This is a genomic window from Cocleimonas flava (assembly GCF_004339015.1).
In the GTDB taxonomy this organism is placed as follows: Bacteria; Pseudomonadota; Gammaproteobacteria; order Thiotrichales; family Thiotrichaceae; genus Cocleimonas; species Cocleimonas flava.
Map to the genome: position 1 here is coordinate 488144 of NZ_SMFQ01000002.1, position 17119 is coordinate 505262.

The following is a 17119-nucleotide window of genomic DNA, read 5'->3' on the forward strand; positions in this document are numbered from 1 at the left end:
TCATCGACCTTATTCTTCGCCGTCTTCAATGTCATACGGAAAGTATTTCGAACGGATATGCTCCAAAGACGTATGTCGTACATCTTTACCCTTCACCAGGTAAATAACATATTCACAGATATTCTGCGCATGATCAGCGATTCGTTCTAATGAACGCGCACACCAGCTTACTCTCAAAGCGCTCTTTATATGACGCGGATCTTCCATCATGAAGGTAATCAATAATCTCGACAAATTATCCAGCTCAACATTCACTTGTTGGTCTTTACCGAGAATTCTTACTGCGCCATCAGCATCAAGTCGTGCAAATGCATCTAATGAGTCATGCAGCATGGTCAAGACTAATTGACTCATGTGTGAAAGCTCGGAGTGCATTCTTGTGATATTTTGTTTTTTCGCAAGCTTTTTAGAATAACGAGCAATTTTTTCTGCTTCATCGCCTATTCTTTCGAGGTCTGTAATGACTTTTACAACGGCTACAACCAAACGTAAATCAGAAGCGGTAGGTTGCCTTCTCGCGATCACGCGAGTGCATTCCTCATCGATATCCACTTCCATCTGGTTAACTGCTTCATCGCCATTCGCAACGGCTTTCGCCAGCTCAAAATCAGACTCTAATAATGCCTTTACCGCTTGCTCTGCCTGGGATTCTACTAAACCACCCATTTTCAGCACTTGGTTTCGAATATCTTCCAGCTCTTCATTATAGCGCTGTGAAATATGCTGCCCTATTTCCATTTTTTTACCTTTTAACGTTACTTTAAGCGTGTACTTTTAACGATGCACATTTCGCTTAGGTTTATTCACCAATGTATTAACCAAAGCGCCCAGTAATATAGTTTTCTGTTAATTGATGCTCAGGGTTAGTAAATACCTTATCGGTATCATTCACTTCAACCAGCTTACCCATGTGGAAGTAAGCAGTGCGTTGCGAAACGCGCGCAGCTTGCTGCATTGAGTGAGTCACAATAGCAATGGTATAGTTTGATTTCAGTTCATCCATTAACTCTTCAATGGTTGCTGTAGCGATAGGATCAAGTGCCGAGGTTGGCTCATCCATTAAAATCACTTCAGGATCTACCGCAATCGCACGCGCAATACATAAACGCTGTTGCTGTCCGCCTGATAAACCTGTACCTGGTTTCTGCAAATCGTCTTTAACTTCTTTGAACAAGCCGGCTTTAATCAAACTCGCTTCTACCAAGTCATCAAGCTCAGAACGATTAGATGCCAAACCATGCAAACGCGCACCATAAGCCACATTATCGTAAATCGACTTAGGGAAAGGGTTTGGCTTCTGAAACACCATGCCGACTCTGGCACGCAGTAAAACTGGGTCTGTTTTCTTGCCGTAAATATCTTCACCATCCAGAGTGTGCTCACCGGTAACACGACAAATTGAAATAGTGTCATTCATGCGGTTTAACACGCGCAAAAAGGTCGATTTACCACAACCAGAAGGACCGATCATGGCAATAATTTCATTGTTGCCGATATCTAAATCGACACCAAATATTGCCTGCTTATCGCCATAAAACACATCACAGTTTCGTGAACTCATTTTAGCGTTGTCGACTAATGGCTTACCCACCGTGCCATTGATTTCTACATCAAATTCACTACGGTGCTTTTCACCGGTAATTGCATCAACAGCAGGTTTTGGCGTTTCTGATTCTAACGGAGCCGCTCTTGGCATTCCTGGCATTGTATTGATAACGTCAGTCATAGTTTTTACTCAATTAATAAATTTGGTCTATCTCGTTGCTAGTACTTTATACCTGATGATCATATCTCAGGGAATAAAGCTTACCAGCGTCTCTCGAATTTCTTTCTAAGCATTATGGCGATTAAGTTCATCGCTACCAAGAACCCTAATAACACCATAATAGCGGCAGAGGTTCTTTCAGTAAACGCTCTCTCTGGGCTGTCAGACCACAGGTAAATCTGCACTGGCATAACCGTTGAGGGATCTAATACTCCGGTTGGCACTTCCGCCACGAACGCTATCATTCCAATCATTAACAGCGGTGCTGTTTCGCCCAGTGCTTGCGCCATACCGATAATCGTACCAGTTAAAATACCCGGCATTGCTAAAGGCAATGTGTGCTGAAATAAGGTTTGGACGCGTGATGCACCCAAGCCAATTGCCGCCTCTTTAATGGAAGGTGGCACTGATTTAATTGCCGCACGACTCGCAATAATTATGGTAGGCAATGTCATCAAGGTTAAAACCAAACCACCTATCAACGGTGTAGAGCGCGGAACACCAAAATAATTGATATAGACCGCCAGACCCAATAGACCAAATACGATCGAAGGCACAGCCGCCAGGTTGTTGATATTAATTTCGATGATATCAACCCACTTATTATTCTGTGGTGCAAACTCTTCGAGGTAAGCTGCTGCCGCTACTGCAATCGGGAAAGATAACATCAAGGTTACCAGCATGGTGAATAAAGAACCCATAATGGCTCCTTTCATACCCGCCTGCTCTGGCTCTCGCGAATCACCGTTTGAAAACAGCACTGTGTTAAAACGTTTTTCCAGCCTGTCTTCTTCTATCAGCTTATCGATCCACTCAAATTGATAATCTTTAAGACGGCGCTCATCTTCAGGAAGGTTTCGATCTATCTTACCCTTCATAAAAACATCAATATCATCTTTCGCTAAAAACCAGTAAGTCTGCTTGGTACCGAGTAATTTCGGTTCAGCCAACACATCATCACGAATGGTATATGCTGCCGAGTTACTTACTATATTTCTCAAGTCGCGTTTTTTCTTGCGCCCCGAAACACCCGGAAACATTTTATTCAGACTCGCTCTAACTACTTTTTGGTAGTTTGCCGAATACAAGGCATCTTCATCGGAGTTACTGTTTACTTTTAACACAGACTCATCCAACTCGATATCAAGTTTCACGTAGGTTTGCTGAAAAGCAGGCCAGCCCTTACTTACGATGGTGAAAAGCAATACCAATAAAAAGGCAAAACTAATCATCAATGAAGCAATACCAAACAGACGGAAGCGCTTTTCTCTAGCGTAACGCTTCTTTAAACCCGCTCTTATAATTTCAGTGGAATTTGAATTACTCATACTGCTCTCTATACTTTCGAATAATTTGCAACGCAACAAAGTTGAGCAACAAGGTGATAACGAATAAACCAAGACCTAGCGCAAATGCAGCTAAAGTTTTAGGACTATCAAACTCTTGATCGCCTGTTAACAAGGTGACTATTTGTACCGTAACGGTGGTCACTGCTTCTAATGGATTGACGGTTAAATTCGCGGATAAACCAGCCGCCATCACCACAATCATGGTTTCACCAATTGCACGAGATGCCGCAAGTAACACACCACCAACTATACCCGGGAGTGCCGCAGGAATAACAACCTGACGAATAGTTTCTGACTTGGTTGCGCCCATACCGTACGAACCATCTCGCATCGCTTGAGGCACAGCGGAAATAACGTCATCAGACAATGAAGACACGAATGGGATAATCATAATTCCCATTACCACACCTGCGGCCAACGCACTTTCTGATGCCACAGATAAACCAATGCTTTCACCTAAGTCTCTAAGAAAAGGAGCCACCGTAAGTGCCGCGAAAAAACCATACACAACCGTTGGAATACCCGCCAGAATTTCTAGCGTTGGCTTGGCAAATGAACGCACTCTTCTGCTTGAATATTCAGAAAGATAAATCGCTGACATCAACCCTAACGGTACAGCAATTACCAATGCGATCACTGAGATCAATAAAGTACCAACAAATAAGGGAATAGCACCGAACGAACCTGAGCTCCCCACCTGGTCAGTTCTAATCGAGGTTTGCGGACTCCACTTTGTACCAAAGAGGAAATCACTCGCTGGCACAGATTCAAAGAATCGTATCGACTCGAAAAGCACCGAAAACACGATACCTACCGTTGTTAAAATCGCGATAGAGGCGCAGATGATCATTCCCCAGCGCACTACAGTTTCTACTTTGTTTCTTGCTCTGAGTTCTGGGTTAATTAATCGCCAGGCAAACAACATACCGAGTAAAGCCGCGACAAAAACCACAACCGTTTTCGCCAAAGTACTGATGCTTTGGAGACGTTGGTAATTATAAGCAGCATCGCGTTTTACAGCATCTGTTTCCTCGGCAATCTGACCAGAAACAGCGAGATTTTTTACTTCGTTAATGATTAGACCAAGCGTGTCTTTGGATTCAGCTTGAAGCGTATCTGGCAAACCAGAAACCGTTAATGAAGTAATAATGCTTGAGTTGAAAGCAGACCAAAGCATCAATATCAGTAGCGCGGGGATACCTGCCCAGATTGCTACCATGTAACCGTAATAGTGCGGTCTTGAATGTAAATTACGTCTACCCTTATCTAAACTAGATACTGCGATAGATCTTTTATGCCCAATAAAATAGCTAAAAATAAGCAATGCTATCAGGGTAATAAGAATGGTCTGTGTAGGCATGTTTATCTCAAAAAAATTTAATTACAATCTTAAAAGTACAATAAAAAAGAACTTATTCTTTCTGGTCTGAATCGTCGAAGTTAATACGGGTTCGCAGTGTAAGATAAAATCTTTTGCGCTGTATTAACTATGCAGTCATCTATGCATCTAGCATGTATCAACGACTCAGGCCGGAAAAAACAAAATGTTGCCAAACCCCATAACTAGGAGAAGAAGAGGGTTCGGCAACTACTTAATTATTTTTATATTACCTATATTTAACTCGCATCCAGACTGAGTACTTTTAACTCTCTTGCAGCACTACCCACTTCTTCACGCTTTTCTTCGCTGAGTGGAATTAAACCTTTTTCAGTTAAATACCCATCATCACCCCAAGCATCTTCAGATGTAAATTCAGTAAGGAACTCAGCAATACCTGGCACTTTACCGACGTGATCACCTTTCACATAAAAATATAATGGACGAGAAACTGCATATTTACCGTCAGCAATATTTTCGAAAGAAATCTCTACACCATCGACAATCGCGCCTTTAACCTTGTCTGAGTTTTGATCCAGAAAGCTGTAACCAAATACACCCAAAGCATCTTTATTACTCACTAATTTTTGAACGATTAGGTTATCGTTCTCGCCAGCTTCGATGAAAGCACCGTCTTCTCGAACGGTATGGCAAACTTCTTTGTACTTATTCTTGTCGGTCTTTTTCATTGCCTTGATCCAATCGATCTTCTTACAACCGCCTTCAAGTGCTAGCTCTGCAAACGCGTCACGAGTACCCGACGTTGGTGGAGGACCTAATACTTCAATCTTTGTATCTGGCAAACTTGAGTTAACATCTTTCCATGTTTTGTATGGGTTTGCGATGAACTCACCTTCTTTCTCGCCTGGTACTTCTTTCGCTAACGCCAAAAACACATCTTTTAGACTAAGATCAAACGTTGGACCTTTCTTTGAATTCGCGATCGCGATGCCATCAAAACCAACCTGAACTTCAGTTATATTGCTTACGCCATTTTTCTCACAAAGATCAACCTCGCTCTGTTTGATACGTCGCGATGAATTTGTAATATCTGGAGTATCAATGCCATTACCCGAACAAAATAGCTTTAAGCCACCACCTGAACCAGTAGATTCAATTTTTGGCGTTTTGAATTTTGTTTTCTTACCGAAGGTCTCAGCCACAACAGTAGCAAAAGGATATACCGTAGAAGAACCAACAATCTCTATGTAATCTCTACCCGCCGCAAAATTGCTCGTAGATAGAAGTGACAATGTTGCACCCAATAGGATAGGTAGTTTTTTCATGAAGATGACTCCAAATAAATATTATTTAATATGGTGCGCATCATAATTAGCCAATATGACAGGTTTATGACAAAGACAATTTAATTCCATTTAGTTTGTCATAATTAAAGTCACCCCCCCTACTTTGGGACACTTTTTTAGCTTGAATTTGGTATAAACAGCGCTACAGACTTGTAATAGTGAATATTTAACACAATACAGTTATTATAGCCCGCTTATATAAAGCACAACCTTAGGGAAATAAAGTGACTACAAAATCAGCCCCACGTCGTAAAACAATGCTTGTCATCATGGATGGCTTTGGCGTAAACCCAAGTAAGAAAAACAATGCGGTTTATGAAGCGAATACCCCAAATTTAGACGAATATTTTGGTAAATACCCCCACACTACGTTAGAAGCATCCGGAAATGCAGTGGGTTTACCCGATGGACAAATGGGTAACTCTGAAGTGGGGCATTTAACGATTGGCTGTGGAATCATTATCAAACAGAATTTGGTTCGTGTGGATGATGCTATCGAAGATGGCAGCCTTGCGCAGAATCCAACATTACTCGAAACCATTGCTTCTGCCAAAGCCAGAAACAGACCTCTGCATCTTATCGGTTTAGTCTCTGATGGTGGTGTGCACAGTCATGTGAGTCACCTTTGTGCCTTAATCAAAATCTGTAATGACAATCAGGTTAAACCTGTAATACACGCCATTACAGATGGACGCGATACATCTCCCAAATCGGCAAAGAAATACTTACAGCAAATGGTAGATACTCTGGAGGAATTCGGTGGAAGTGTTGCAACCGTTTCCGGACGTTATTACGCGATGGATAGAGACAACCGCTGGGATCGCACGCAAATTGCCTGGGAAGCGATGGTTAATGGTAAAGGTGAAAGTGCCAGCGACGTATTACAAGCCATCGACGATGCATACGCTAACGGTGAAAATGACGAATTCGTTATTCCGCGCGTTATGCCGAATGCAGAAAAGATTGAAGCAGATGATGCCGTGTTGTTTTTCAACTTCCGTAATGATCGCCCGAGACAAATGACTGCAGCTTTAAGCATGACTGACTTTGATGGATTTGATCGTGGTGATTATTCACCTGTTGTCGTAACAACCATGACGGAGTATGAAAAGAAATTTAATGCGCCGGTTATTTTCCCACCAGAAAGACCTGCAACAAATTTAGCCGACACCATTAGTCAGGCTGGACTGAAACAACTGCATTGTTCAGAAACAGAGAAATACGCTCACGTCACCTTCTTTTTAAACGGCGGCAAAGAACAACCTTATGAAGGCGAAGATCGTATTTTAATAGAATCGCCAAAAGTGAACACCTACGACGAATGCCCAGAGATGAGCGCTAAAGAAGTGGCTGATGAAATTATTAAAGCAGCCAATGCTGGTGAGCATGATTTCATCGTGGTTAACTTTGCCAATGGCGATATGGTCGGGCACACTGCAATTCCTGAGCCCATTATTCGAGCTGTAGAAGCCTTGGATCGTGAAGTCGGACGCGTGCTTGATGCTGCCGTTGCCAATGACTATTCAGTGATAGTGACTGCTGATCACGGCAACTGTGATGAGTATATCGACCCATACTCGGGAGAACCGAATACTCAACATACGGTTTACCCAGTACCCTGCTTGGTGATCGACAAGTCTTTCTGGAAATTAAGCACAGGAGCTGGCTTAAGCAATATTGCACCTACGGTGATGCAGTTAATGGGAATCGAACAACCAAAAGAGATTATGAGTAAATCTATTTTACTAGAAGAAATGACGGAAGACTCAAAACCAGCAGCGTACTGATTTAAGTCGTTTACTCCAGAAATTCTTCCGTTTATTCCTAACACCGTTAATCTGTCGGAGGGTAAAAACCACCAATACCGACGAATGGTGACATCCTGAATAGATACAGTAGGCTTGGCAATATCAAAAATTACCAAGCCTATTTTGTATGAAAAGAACACTTCCTTTGTTTGTATTAGCAGCCCTACTGTTGCTGAATACTTCCAGTTTTGCATCGGAGCCAGCACAATTTTCAGGAATCCTCTCCTCGCACAACCAAGTGCGCGCGCAATATAACCAACAGCCACTCAGTTGGTCCAACGAGCTATCAAAATATGCCCAACAATGGGTCGACCATTTAGCACAAACACAGAACTGCGAAATGATTCATCGCCCCAATCAAAATGGCGGACAATTCCAGCAAATACATGGAGAAAACCTGTTTTGGGCAAGCCCTGAAGAATTTAGTGGCGGCGTGAAAAAAATACAGAGATTTCACCCCACAGAGATTGTAAAAGCATGGGCTGAGGAAGCTAACTTTTATGATTATCAAAACAATAGATGTCAACCAGGTCAAGACTGCGGTCACTTCACTCAAATGGTCTGGCACGAATCACAACAAGTAGGGTGTGCCAAAGCGATTTGCCCTGACAAATCTCAAATTTGGGCCTGCAATTATCACCCGCGTGGCAACTACATTGGGGAATGGCCATACTAAATCCAGACAAAACCAGTCCCATACTACTAAAAGTACCGCCAATTCATTCGCTATTAATACTGTTAATGGTAAAGTCCTAGCTGCTCATTAATCAAGCAATGAGTAAATCAAATAGGAAACCACTTACTTTTATTCGGGGAATGATATGAGCAGCAACGTAAATGATGCTTTTGCTACGCCTAAATCAGACGTAGCAGGCACAACAATAGGAAATAACAATAGCGGCAATGCCATTACAACGGGCATTGTTGACCAACTAAAGCGCACTAGACCTTGGGTATTATTAATATCCATCGTGGGTTTTATCTTTACCGCATTAATGGCTATTGGCACCGTTGGAATATTTTTCGGTGGCGGCGCTGCAATGATGGGCGGGCCTGGTATGCCACGTGGTATAGGCGGTGGAGGCCTTATTATAGGTATGGGCGTCATGTACTTGATCATGACCATTTTGTATTTTGTGATATCGCTGTTCTTACTAAAATACGCAGGAGCAATTAAACGCTTTGTGGCGTCTGGCACAGCGCAAGATATGGAAGCGGCTTTAAAGCATCAGGCAAGCTTCTGGAAGCTCATAGGTATCCTGACACTGCTTACCATCGTTATTATGATCGTTATGATGGTTGTTGGTATAGGTGGCGCACTGATGGGTGGAGCGTTCTAAAGTCAGTTATCTTTACCAACTTTATATCTCTTAAATTTAAAGCTTGGTAACAATAAATATACCTAAGAGCTCGCTTGATATTATTCAGCGAGCTTTTTTATTGCTATTTCTCACCTGTGCTATCAGGCAGTTTAGTCGGGTCTTACTAAGTTCTAAATAGGCTCCGAATAAGTTAAAGCGATTACCTGCTTTTAACCAGTTTGCCTATTGTCATGCCCTGCACCAAAATTGAGAATACAACGATTACATAAGTAACCATCAGCAAAGCTTCTCTATATTCACCTGCTGGAAGTGTTAAAACTAATGCGATTGAAATACCACCACGCAAACCGCCCCACGTAAGTATTCTGATTATTTTGGGTGTAAACGTCTGACGTACCTTCATGATTGATACAGGTACTCCGACAGAGAAAAAGCGAATAGCCAACACTACAGGTATCATGATTAAACCAGCAATTACAGCGGTAGTATCAAAAGTTAATACCAATACCTCTAAACCAATCAACACAAACAGAACGGCATTGAGTATTTCATCGATCAATTCCCAGAAATTATCCAGATGCTCACGAGTCTTGTCAGACATCGCAAATTTTCGCCCACTATTACCGATCAACAATCCTGCAATAACGATCGCTATTGGGCCGGATAAATGCAATGCGCTCGCTAACGCGTGACCACCGAAAACTAAACCGAGTGTGATTAGAATTTCAACCTGATAATTATCGATTGAAGACAGCATTCGATAGGCAATATAACCAATCACAAAACCAAAAATGGCACCACCAACTGCTTCCTGAGCAAACAAGGCAGCAATACTGGCAGCGTTTATTTCTTCATGATCTCCATGACCACCAACGCCGGCTATGCCTAACAATACCAGGAACACAACCACAGCTACGCCATCGTTAAACAATGATTCACCCGCAATTTTAGTCTCTAAAGACTTCGGCGCACCGACTGTTTTTAAGATTCCCAGTACTGCAATAGGGTCTGTGGGAGATATTAAAGAACCGAACAATAGACAGTAGATAAAGGGAATATCTAAACCCAGCCAGCCAAAGATATAGTAAGAGGCAAAACCAACCAGAAAGGTAGAAGTCATGACGCCGACACTAGCTAGAATAGCGACTATCCAGCGCTGTTTAATCAACTCTTCAAGATGTACATGTAATGCCCCTGCAAATAACAAGGCACTAAGCATTCCCTGCATAAGTGTCTCATTAAAGTCGATGCCTTTTAGGAGTGCTATTGCCTGATCTTCAATCGGCAAACCCATTTTCCCGAGTAATACTATGCCTAATGACATGATCAACGCGATCGCTAATAAGCCGATGGTGGTTGGGATTTTAAGGTATTTATGATTGAGGTAACTGAAGATAGCAGCGAGGCTAATGAGTATCGCTATGGTGTTTATTATGCTCATTGAATACCTATTTATTGTTTAAATTATATATTTAACTTAATTACTTCAAATATCAGCCACCCCCCTACTTAGAGGCACTTTTTTAAAAAAGTGCCTCTAAGTAGGGGGGTGGCTTTCTAAATTAATCTATTCTGTTTATCACTACCAAAACGCAACTTTAACAGATACTTACAAACCAAGCGCTTTTCTAATCACTTCATTCTTTACAAGTGGCAATTGGTTAAACATATTCATACCAAAGTTTCGAATCGACTTTACTGAATTTGCAGAGTGTCCAAAGAGCAAACGAAAACCTTCCATGGCTCGCATTGTTATGACGTTATCACCGCGTCTGGCGCGCTCGTAACGCCTTAATGCTTTTATTTTGCCAACATCGACAACACCATCGAGTTGTTTTGCTAACTCAACCACATCTTTGATACCGAGATTTACACCCTGCCCCGCTAATGGATGAATCGTGTGAGCCGCATCACCCACCAAGGCAATTCGCTCCATGACATAAGGCTTCGCTTGTGAACCCCGAAGTGGAAATGCTGCACGTTTTCCAACCTTGGTGATATTCCCCAACTTATGATCAAACGCTTCTGCCAATGCTTTTTTAAAATCATTCTTGCTCAACGATAAAAAGTAATCTGCTCTATCGGACGGCAGTGTCCAGACTATCGAACAACTCCCATCGGATAATGGCAAAAAGGCTAATGGACCTGTCTTCTGAAAACGTTGCCATGCCGTATATTGGTGATGAAGTTCAGTATTCACCACAGTGACTAAACCGCTCTGCGCATAGTCATCAAACTCAATATCAATACCGGCAAGTTCACGGACACTAGAATTTGCGCCATCAGCACCCACTAACAGATTGGCTGTTATCACCCCCCCACTTTGGAGGCATATTTCAACAGAATCATCATTAACAGTAAAACTATCCAACGAATCTGGCTGAAACAAGGTGACCTTATCCAGCTTCTTCAATGCATCAGACACTGCTTTCTGGATCACTTGATTTTCAATGATATGGCCAATATCTGGCTCGCCCAGTTCAGCAGCATCAAAGCGCACGCTGCCATTACCCTCGGCATCCCAGACTTCCATGCTTTCGTAAGGAGAAGCGCGCATTTCATGCATCACTTGCCACGCACCGATTTCTGTAAATGCCTTTTGTGAGGCACGGCTAATTGCTGATACACGAAGGTCATAAGGTGAGTCAGCTGAAAATTCGGTAGCTTTAGCAAATTCAATAACCGCTATTGTACGACCTGCTTTAGCCAACAAACACGCCAGAGTAGCGCCAACCATACCGCCACCATTGATGACAACGTCAAAATGCTTTCTTTCCGTGCTTAATTTATCAGTCATGATGCGACTCTCAGTGCCAAGCCTCTAGCGAGACGCGATTGACGATAGTTGATACCCATGCTTTTTCGCGTTAACCAATTTCTAAGGGGAGGCAATCGATCAAATGCCAATAGCCCTCCTGCACGCGCATGACCTAATAAAGCCTGATCGTTCGAGAATAAACGCACCAGGGAATCGGTGTATTGAATTGTGCCTTTCAAATCGCCCTTACGCGTCTCTTCATAAGCGCTTAACAGTGATGCTATGTTATTGATTGTAGATTCAGTTTGATTGCTACCCATCAAATCTGCCACCAAGTCCGTTAGCACAGCAACATCACGAAGGGCTAAATTTAATCCCTGACCAGCAACAGGGTGCAAAGTATGCGAAGCATTGCCAATGATTACGGTTCTATTCGCAGTATTCTTATCCGCCGTGACTAGCGATAAAGGAAAAGTAGAACGCTTGCCTACTCTGGTAAAACGCCCCAAACGATAGCCAAATTCTTTGCCAAGCTCGTTTAAAAAATCCTGATCACTCATCGCCATCACTGCATCAAGGCTTTCTATTCCGCCTTCTGTATTATGCGTCCAAACCAGCGAACAACGGTTATCTGACATTGGTAATAACGCAATGGGACCATTATCAGTGAAACGTTCAAAGGCTTCACCGTTATGAGTTTTTTCAGTAGAGACATTACTGACAATCGCAGATTGCTTGTAATCTGAGCGGGTAATATTAATCCCCGATAATTCCCTAATTTTAGACGTGGTGCCATCTGCCGCAACCAGTAAACGAGCACTTATCTGACTTAATTCATTATTATTTTCTAGTTCTAAAGTTACTGCATTATCACTTTCAGAAAGATTTTTAACACTAGCAGGCTGAATTAAATCAACATCAGTATTTTTCAACACTTCATACAACTGCTGCCCAAGCACCTTACTTTCAACCAGGTATCCCAACGACGGAACATTTTCTTTTTCTGCCGATAAACGCGCTGCACCAAAATGCCCTCGATCAGACACGTGGATATTGTTTATTCCAGTGGTTTTCGGTTTTAGCTCATCCCACAAGCCCATGCCTTTAAAAATCAAACTAGAACCATAGGACAATGCAATCGCTCTATCATCATAAGAAGGCTGCGAAGGAGCACCAAATTCAAACTCATCAACCAAAGCTACTTTTAGCTTAAGCGGTAATAACGCTACAGCCAGACTCGCGCCCACCATTCCGCCGCCGACTATGATGATGTCGTAAACATCTTTGCCACCTGGCTGCTTATTTGTTGATTGTTTAGTGATAGATTGCTCATTCATAGTGTGATTGCTGATCTATTTAGTTAAGACGCCATCAAGCTTTCAATGTCATCTATTTCTTTAATCAAAGCACCTGTCAGCACTTCGTTGCCGGTTTCTGTTATTAGCACATCATCTTCAATACGAATGCCGATATTCCACCATCTCTTATCAATGTCATCGCTAGGTGAAACATAGATACCCGGCTCTACTGTCAGCGTCATTCCCGGCTCTAATTCACGCCATTCTTCGCTGATTTTGTAATCACCCACATCATGCACATCCAAGCCCAACCAATGACCCGTTTTATGCATGTAAAACGGGAAGTATTTGTTTTCCGCAATCAGCTCTTCAAGGTCACCTTTGAGCAAGCCATTTTCCAATAAACCGGCAGTGATCACTCTAACAGCAGCATCATGTGGATCGATCCAGCGATTACCGGGTTTTGACATTTCAATCGCGGCATATTGCGAATCAAGTACGATTTGATAAAGAATGCGTTGCTCTTCACTAAACCTTCCACCGACAGGGAAAGTACGCGTAATATCGCTGGCGTAGCCCTGGTTTTCGGCACCAGCATCAATCAATAGCAAATCGCCATCGTTTAGTTTTTGGTTATTATCAATATAATGAAGAATACAGGCGTTCTCGCCACCGCCAACAATGCTGGTGTAAGCAGGAACCATGCCTGACTTTCTAAACTCATGCATGTATTCAGCATCAATTTCGTATTCCATCATACCCGGCTTACAGGTTTTCATAGCGCGTTGGTGAGCATTTACCGAAACCTTGGCAGCATCTCTCATTAGTGCTTGTTCTTGCGGCGATTTGAATAAACGCATCTCGTGAAGCAGAACATCCAAGGAAATAAACTCATACGGAGCTTGCACGCCATTTCTAACCTTGGCACGCAGAGAATTTACCCAGCTAATAACCTGACTATCAAAGTCTTGATTATGACCAACACTGTAGAAAACCTTATTTCTGTTTTCCATCAAACCAGGCAGGATTTCGTCAATATCTTCAATAGGAAATGCATCATTAGCACCGTAGTTTTCTACTGCGCCAACCAAACCCGACATACGACCGGTCCACTGCTCTGTCTTTGGATCTTTCTCACGACAAAACAAGATGTACTCGCTTTCTTCCCTACCAGGGACTAAAACGGCAACCGCTTCTGGCTCATTAAAACCAGTCAAATAGAGGAAGTCACTATCTTGGCGAAAAACAAATTCAGCATCACGATTACGAATTTGTAACTCAGCAGAAGGGATAATTGCAATTGCATCTTCTCCTATCTGATCCATTAAATCGCTTCGACGTTGAGAGAATTCTTTGATACTAATCTGTTTCATGGCTCGCTCTGTTTTAAAGTTCTATTGCATTATTTGGCTGTGTTTATAGATGATTTATTAATGCTTTTAGTGGATTAAAGAGGATTGTTTTAATGGCTGAAGTTCTTCGTTAATCAACAGAACGCCCATACGAACATATTCACTAATTTCTGCATAAGCTTCTTCAGATTGCTCGACATCTTCAAGATCAAACTCACCCTCAGTGCCGATTTCGGTAATATCCGCCAGTAGCTCACGAGAGTCCTGAGGCAGAGACTTATGATCTTTTACACCCGACATGCCGATACCCAGGATAAATCCAGAACACCATTGCTGAAGCGCTGTCACTCGAGCATAAAGTGATTCATCCTCTTCGGGTAACAGCAGATCAAAGCCCATATTAGAATCTTGTAATTGTTGCTTTGTTTCGTCGAATAACTCGCCCGCTAACTTAATCGCTTTATGTTGTTTCGCATTATCAACATCGACGTCACCAAAGATAAGTTTCACCCAGGCAATCTTGTCAGAAGTAATATTCACCACCAACAATCCACAAGCAATAGCTTGTGCTTCAGCAGCATTGTAATCGGCCTCAGCATCTTGCAGAGAGAGATCTAAATCAAAATTTTCCATTTTTGTACTTTCAATAATAATAGAACGTAATTTTAGCGCTTATTAATCAATAAAAATACACCCCCCCACTTATAGAGGGTTTTTTAAGAAAATAATTACTTAACCAGAAATACTCCGGTTAAATAATTCATCACTTTTCGAGAGAATCGCTTTAAAAATGAAACCTGATTAGATTGTTTGCCCCCTTGTTTTTCTATTTGTTCTTTAAGTTGCTGAACAACAACTTCAGGCGTTGTTAATTGATTGGTTTCCCAATTCATATAACGAGGATAATCGATCAATGTTGCAGCAATGAGTTCATTCAAGACCAGCTTTCGAGAGCGCCGAGGCAGATCATGCATATCAGAGGTTAAGCCCCAATTAGAATAAAAGGGTAAGCCATAACAAACTACCTTTAAATCACGCAGCAACGCCTCGAAACCCACTAGAGAGGTCATTGTATGAACCTCATCCACTACTGCCAGACAATCTGTGATACTGGCATCATACAAAACTAAGTCTGTATGTGCGTCTAAAACCTGCTTATCAACTTTTCCCTTACGATTACCGCTAACAACATCAGGATGTGGTTTATAAATAAGAAAAGCGTTGTTATTGTTATCTCGCACAGATTCAATCAAGGCAGCGTTAGTGTCGATATCAACACAGCCCTTTTTAATCGAAGCATCATCTTCCACCTGACCGGGGATCAATATAATTCTTTGACCGGGTTTTAAAGACAAAGACTCTTTAGTGAATGAAACACCTAAATTATATTTACTTAACTCATTCTCAATTAACGAATTTTTTAAAGCTTCGGCCCTATCAAGCTCTTCCTGAGTAAACTTTTTTAATTGCAGAATAGATTCCAGATCACTTGGCGTATTGGGGTCGTAATAAATCCCGGTTTTATCTAGCACCAATGATGCAGGAGCGGTTAAGTCAGTACCTAAACCTGCCGAACGAATAAAACCATCTTCTATGTACCATGGGGCTATTCCAAATTCCGCAATCAGCTTATCTACTTCGCTATGATCTTTACTTGCCCATGAGATTAATTGGGAATTTCCATTAAACCCTTTTTCAACAGCATTGGAAGCAGAAGAAACGAAAATAGATTCGCCATCTTCTGCCAAAAAAGAGCTAATATAATTGAGCTTCCAGCGAGTAAAGTTAATGCAATAAAGCATTTAAGTTACTCTCCAATAAATGCTGACGATGAGGAAGGTAACAAAGATACTCAACTTATTTTTTTTATAAAACTGAAGAACATAACCACCTTTGTTATAGATGTGTTGTTTACAGGTATACAAATAGAACAATCGAATATGCCGTCCAAATATTGATTTTTTACCCGTGATTTTAGCAAGTTGAAGATGCCCAAGAATTTTCTTTCTTGGATTATGCGAAATGCGATCATCCCCTGTTTTATTGAAAATAAATTTTATGTCAGGCCGACTCACCAATACCTTTGCATGTTTCATTACATCGATATACATTTGCCAGTCTTGGCAAGAGGCGAACGATTTAAACTCGGTTTTTTCTAAAACCTGTCGAGAAAATGTCACGCCTCCTAATGGCCCCATGCAGTTTCGATAAATTAATCTTGATTTGATTTTATTAGGATGAGATGACTTCAGATTGAAGTATTTTTGTACTTTTATTGTGTCTTCGGCCATTTCATGATCAACGCGAGCCGTCATTAAAACATCTAAATTTGAATCTTGTTTAAGTTGCTGTATTACTTTACCGAGCCATCCCTCAGAGATAGTGTCATCCGAGTCATGAAAATGAATAAATTGCCCCTGGGATGATTCAAATCCTATCTTTCGAGAAACTGGCGCACCTAAGTTTATATTATTCCTTATTAATATGACTTCCATTATCTTTTCAGGAAGTGTTATTTGAGGCGATGAAAAATCATCTATTATTATTACTTCAATTGACTTTTTAAATTCATTATTATTTTGTTTAGATATTTCTTCGAGTAAAGAATTTAATGAATCTTGGCGATTAAAAGCAGGAATTACAATTGTTAATAACATTAATTATTCAGTCTTTAAAAAGTATGAGCGTATTGAAATAATATACTATGTATCTAGTTCTTTATTTTCACTAATTTAACCTTAAATACTCACAGCTTTTTCCGCTTCTTTTTTACTTTTATTTT

General features: G+C 41.5%; 15 protein-coding genes. 3 read left to right on the plus strand and 12 right to left on the minus strand.

What is annotated here, in order from left to right; translation table 11 throughout:
• Positions 1 to 9: 9 nt before the first annotated feature.
• The 5 genes from phoU to EV695_RS02295 all read right to left on the minus strand — a co-directional run bounded on the left by phoU (position 10) and on the right by EV695_RS02295 (position 5778).
• Entirely contained in the window at positions 10 to 738 is a 729-nt protein-coding gene (gene phoU / locus EV695_RS02275) for a phosphate signaling complex protein PhoU (protein ID WP_131904288.1), read from the minus strand.
• Positions 739 to 814: 76 nt separating this feature from the next.
• Positions 815 to 1726, minus strand: coding sequence for a phosphate ABC transporter ATP-binding protein PstB (gene pstB, locus EV695_RS02280; RefSeq protein WP_442784325.1), 912 nt, complete (start codon positions 1724 to 1726; stop codon positions 815 to 817).
• Between the two features lie 80 nt (positions 1727 to 1806).
• A complete protein-coding gene (gene pstA, locus EV695_RS02285; RefSeq protein WP_131904289.1) occupies positions 1807 to 3093 on the minus strand; it encodes a phosphate ABC transporter permease PstA in 1287 nt (428 codons plus the stop codon).
• Positions 3086 to 4474 (minus strand): phosphate ABC transporter permease subunit PstC, encoded by a 1389-nt coding sequence (pstC, locus tag EV695_RS02290; protein WP_131904290.1) that lies wholly within the window; start codon positions 4472 to 4474, stop codon positions 3086 to 3088. The genes pstA and pstC overlap by 8 nt, the downstream gene beginning before the upstream one ends.
• 257 nt (positions 4475 to 4731) lie before the next feature.
• Positions 4732 to 5778, minus strand: a complete 1047-nt coding sequence (locus EV695_RS02295; RefSeq protein ID WP_131904291.1) for a substrate-binding domain-containing protein — start codon at positions 5776 to 5778, stop codon at positions 4732 to 4734.
• Positions 5779 to 6023: 245 nt separating this feature from the next.
• On the opposite strand from EV695_RS02295, the gene gpmI reads away from it, so the two are divergent.
• The 3 genes from gpmI (at position 6024) to EV695_RS02310 (ending at position 8947) form a co-directional block, all read left to right on the plus strand.
• Entirely contained in the window at positions 6024 to 7586 is a 1563-nt protein-coding gene (gene gpmI, locus EV695_RS02300; protein WP_243651432.1) for a 2,3-bisphosphoglycerate-independent phosphoglycerate mutase, read from the plus strand.
• A 148-nt stretch (positions 7587 to 7734) separates the two neighbouring features.
• On the plus strand, positions 7735 to 8283 hold the full coding sequence (locus EV695_RS02305) for a CAP domain-containing protein (protein ID WP_131904292.1): 549 nt from the start codon (positions 7735 to 7737) through the stop codon (positions 8281 to 8283).
• Between the two features lie 145 nt (positions 8284 to 8428).
• Entirely contained in the window at positions 8429 to 8947 is a 519-nt protein-coding gene (locus EV695_RS02310; protein ID WP_131904293.1) for a DUF5362 family protein, read from the plus strand.
• A gap of 181 nt (positions 8948 to 9128) precedes the next feature.
• Here EV695_RS02310 and EV695_RS02315 read toward each other — a convergent pair whose 3' ends face one another.
• From EV695_RS02315 to EV695_RS02345, 7 genes are all read right to left on the minus strand, one after another.
• On the minus strand, positions 9129 to 10370 hold the full coding sequence (locus EV695_RS02315) for a cation:proton antiporter (protein WP_131904294.1): 1242 nt from the start codon (positions 10368 to 10370) through the stop codon (positions 9129 to 9131).
• A gap of 168 nt (positions 10371 to 10538) precedes the next feature.
• Positions 10539 to 11726, minus strand: coding sequence for a UbiH/UbiF/VisC/COQ6 family ubiquinone biosynthesis hydroxylase (locus tag EV695_RS02320; protein ID WP_131904295.1), 1188 nt, complete (start codon positions 11724 to 11726; stop codon positions 10539 to 10541).
• Positions 11723 to 13024: a 2-octaprenyl-6-methoxyphenyl hydroxylase gene (gene ubiH / locus EV695_RS02325; RefSeq protein WP_131904296.1), complete on the minus strand. Its 1302-nt coding sequence runs from the start codon at positions 13022 to 13024 to the stop codon at positions 11723 to 11725. The genes EV695_RS02320 and ubiH overlap by 4 nt, the downstream gene beginning before the upstream one ends.
• A gap of 23 nt (positions 13025 to 13047) precedes the next feature.
• Positions 13048 to 14358: a Xaa-Pro aminopeptidase gene (gene pepP, locus EV695_RS02330; RefSeq protein ID WP_131904297.1), complete on the minus strand. Its 1311-nt coding sequence runs from the start codon at positions 14356 to 14358 to the stop codon at positions 13048 to 13050.
• A 66-nt stretch (positions 14359 to 14424) separates the two neighbouring features.
• The gene (locus EV695_RS02335; RefSeq protein ID WP_131904298.1) at positions 14425 to 14970 is read right to left on the minus strand and encodes a UPF0149 family protein; all 546 of its coding nucleotides are present in this window, start codon (positions 14968 to 14970) and stop codon (positions 14425 to 14427) included.
• Positions 14971 to 15065: 95 nt separating this feature from the next.
• On the minus strand, positions 15066 to 16139 hold the full coding sequence (locus EV695_RS02340; protein WP_131904299.1) for a capsular polysaccharide export protein, LipB/KpsS family: 1074 nt from the start codon (positions 16137 to 16139) through the stop codon (positions 15066 to 15068).
• Entirely contained in the window at positions 16140 to 16994 is an 855-nt protein-coding gene (locus EV695_RS02345) for a glycosyltransferase family 2 protein (protein WP_131904300.1), read from the minus strand.
• Between the last annotated feature and the right edge of the window lie 125 nt (positions 16995 to 17119).